Consider the following 3029-nt stretch of genomic DNA (forward strand, 5'->3'; position numbering starts at 1 on the left):
CCCTGGCGGTGCTTGTCGGCGGTATCGAAGCGCGGCCGGGTGAACATGTATTCCCAGAAGAAGCCCACGCTCTTGTCGCGCAGTTCCTGGAACGGCAGCGGCGACTTGTTGCCGACGATGCTGGCCATCCGCCCCTGGGGGGCAACCAGTGTGGCCATGGCCGGGTAATGGCGATCCAGGTCGTTGAAACAGGCGATGGCGGGGACCTCGCGGATGCCGCGCCCGGCCAGCTGCCCCGGCAGGTCGCCGAAGTGATCGACCACCTCGTGGGCGCCAAGCTGACGACACCAGTCCTGCGATTCGGGGCGAGACGCCGTGGCGATCACGGTGAGCCCGGCGGCACGAGCCAGCTGGATCGCCATCGAACCCACCCCGCCGGCGCCGTTGATCAGCAACACGGGCGTGCCCGCATCCGCCCCGTCGGGGGACAGGCCGAGCCGGTCGAACAGGGTTTCCCACGCGGTCAGCGCGGTCAGCGGCAGGGCGGCCGCCGCGGCCGCATCGATCGCACGCGGGGCATGCCCCACGATGGCCTCGTCGACCAGCTGAAACTCGGCGTTGCTGCCCGGCCGGCCGATGTCGCCGGCATAAAAGACCACGTCGCCGGGGCGAAAGCGCGTGACCGCCGAGCCCACGGCATCCACCACCCCGAGCGCATCGAAGCCCAGTATCCTCGGCGCGGGATCGGCGCGGTTGTCCGGATGATCCGGGTCGGCATGCCGTGGAGCACGCACCTTGGTGTCCACCGGGTTGACGGAGACCGCTTCCACGGCCACGCGCAGGTCGTGGGGCCCCGGCTCGGGGACCGGCAGTTCCCAGGCCTGGAAGGCCTGGTCGTGGTCGATTGGCAGATGTCGGTCGAAGCCGATGGCTTTCATGACAGTCCCTCCTTCCTGGTGAACCGTGAATCAGTGAGCGGGCAACGGCATCTCGAACACCACCACGGGCGGGGCGATCTCCACCACCTGCCAGCCGCGCATTGCTGCCAGCCAGCGGAACGTCTCGGGGCGGAACAGGATCACGTGCGTGGGATCGCGCCAGTAGTGCCAACCGGCGAAGGCCTCCGCCTCCGGGGCGAATCCGGTCTGGATCACCAGCCGCCCGCCCGGACGCAGCAGGGATTCGATCCGCGCCATCACCGCCATCGGGCGATGCAGGTGCTCGACGGTTTCCGTGCAGCTGATCACATCATAGTGCCCGTCGCGCAGCACGCCCTCGTCCGGATGAAACAGCGGGTCGAAAACCGCCATCGGCACGCCGTCCTCGGCGGCCTGCGCGGCGATGGCCGAATCCGGACCGCAACCGAAGTCCAGGCCGCGTGCGCCGGGGCGCAGGCAGTCCCGGACCCGCTCGAAGGCCGGGGCGAGAAACCGCCGGTAATGCGGATCGTCGGCGTCGTTCTCGTGCAGCCGGTAGTGCGCCCGCTCGGCGGCAGGGTCCGGCCAGGCGGCCGGGTCACGCACCACCAGCCGGCAGGTGGGACACTCCAGGAACGCCAGCGACCGACGGGCCGTCCTCTTTCCCGTCGCCACGGTCAAGAAGGGTGACAGCGGCGTTTCACACAGCGGGCAGGCGTGGGTCATCTCAGGCGACGAAGGTCGTGCTCAGCAAGTAGGCCGTGTAGGCGAAGAAGGCCGCCAGCAGGACGCCCCCCTCGATACGATTGATCCGTCCCGGTCCGCGAAAGCCGTAGGCGAAGAAGAACAGCGCCAGGGTCAGTGCGCCCATCACCAGCATGTCGCGGGTGAAGACCTCCGGCTCGGCGGCCATCGGGTGGATCACGCCGGCCAGGCCGACCACCGCCAGGGTGTTGAACAGGTTCGAGCCGATCACGTTGCCCAGCACCATGTCGTGCTCGTTCTTGCGCAGGGCGGCAATCGACGAGGCCAGCTCGGGCAGCGAAGTGCCGATGGCCACCACGGTCAGGCCGATGACCAGGTCGGAGACGCCGAAGAACTGCGCGATGTCGACCGCGCCCCAGACCAGTAGCCGCGAACTGGCGACCAGCAGGAGCAGGCCGATCGCCACCCACACGAGCGCCTTTTTCATGGGCATCGGGTGCGCGGCCAGTTCCCGCTCGACCTCGCCGCCCAGTGCATCGACCTTGCCGCGACGTCCCTGGTAGATGTTCCAGCCCAGCAGACCGACCAGCAGCACCAGCAGCACGATCGCCTCGAAGCGGGTGATCTCGCCGTCGGAAACCTGAAAGGCCGCCACGGCGGTGACCATCAGCAGGATGGGCAGCTCACGGCGAATGACCTGCGAATGAACCATCAACGGGGCGAGCAGCGCGGTGAAACCGAGGATCAACGCGATGTTGGCGATGTTCGACCCATAGGCGTTACCCAGCGCGATACCGGGACTGCCATCCATCGCGGCCATCACCGAGACCACCATCTCCGGGGCGGAGGTGCCGAAGCCCATGATCACCATGCCGATCAGCAGGGGCGACATGCCCAGGTGCTTTGCCGTGGCGGCCGCCCCCTCGACGAAGCGATCCGCGCTCCAGACCAACACCACCAGCCCCAGCAGGACCGCAAGCACCGCAAGACCCATCGACATTCCTCCCGCCTTTCCTTCGGCGACGACCGCGCCGGCTATTTGCCTCGCACTTTACTGCATCCCCACCCCCGACGAACAGCCGGAACACCCTGATTAACTCAGGTGCGAATCGTTCACGTTTGCAACCGCATCCGCATTTGCATAGGATCTTGCCGATTCCGATTTCGACGACCCCGGGCCTGCCTTCGTGACCGACCGCTCCACCATGCCCCGACACCGCATGCCGCGCCTGGTTCTCGCCGGGTTGCTGGTCAGCCTGCTGATCCATGCCGGCCTGTTGATCCTGGTGAACCGGCAACCCGCCCCGGAACCGATCGAGGACCACGCCGGGGGCGGAGAGCCCATGACAGCGCAGTGGATCGAGCTCGACGAGGCACCCGCAGCGGAGGCCGCAGCCCCGTCCCGGGCCGAGCGACCCGACACGACGCCCCCCTCTCCCCTTTCCAGGCCGGAACGCCACCAGACCG

The 3029-nt window shown here is 68.0% G+C and carries 4 protein-coding genes; 1 reads left to right on the forward strand and 3 read right to left on the reverse strand.

All coding sequences use genetic code 11. The features are described from left to right. The 3 genes from ACESL5_RS09195 to ACESL5_RS09205 all read right to left on the reverse strand — a co-directional run. Positions 1–878, reverse strand: an 878-nt coding sequence (locus ACESL5_RS09195; RefSeq protein WP_372592483.1) for a zinc-binding alcohol dehydrogenase family protein, incomplete at its 3' end; no start/stop codon positions are given. A 30-nt stretch (positions 879–908) separates the two neighbouring features. Then, the gene (locus tag ACESL5_RS09200; protein ID WP_372592490.1) at positions 909–1532 is read right to left on the reverse strand and encodes a class I SAM-dependent methyltransferase; all 624 of its coding nucleotides are present in this window, start codon (positions 1530–1532) and stop codon (positions 909–911) included. A gap of 52 nt (positions 1533–1584) precedes the next feature. Continuing rightward, positions 1585–2556, reverse strand: a complete 972-nt coding sequence (locus tag ACESL5_RS09205; protein ID WP_372592491.1) for a calcium/sodium antiporter — start codon at positions 2554–2556, stop codon at positions 1585–1587. 226 nt (positions 2557–2782) lie between these two features. On the opposite strand from ACESL5_RS09205, the gene ACESL5_RS09210 reads away from it, so the two are divergent. Then, positions 2783–3029: hypothetical protein (locus ACESL5_RS09210; protein ID WP_372592484.1), on the forward strand; the 247-nt coding region annotated here is incomplete at its 3' end.

The organism is Guyparkeria sp. (assembly GCF_041687595.1).
Lineage (GTDB): Bacteria > Pseudomonadota > Gammaproteobacteria > Halothiobacillales > Halothiobacillaceae > Guyparkeria.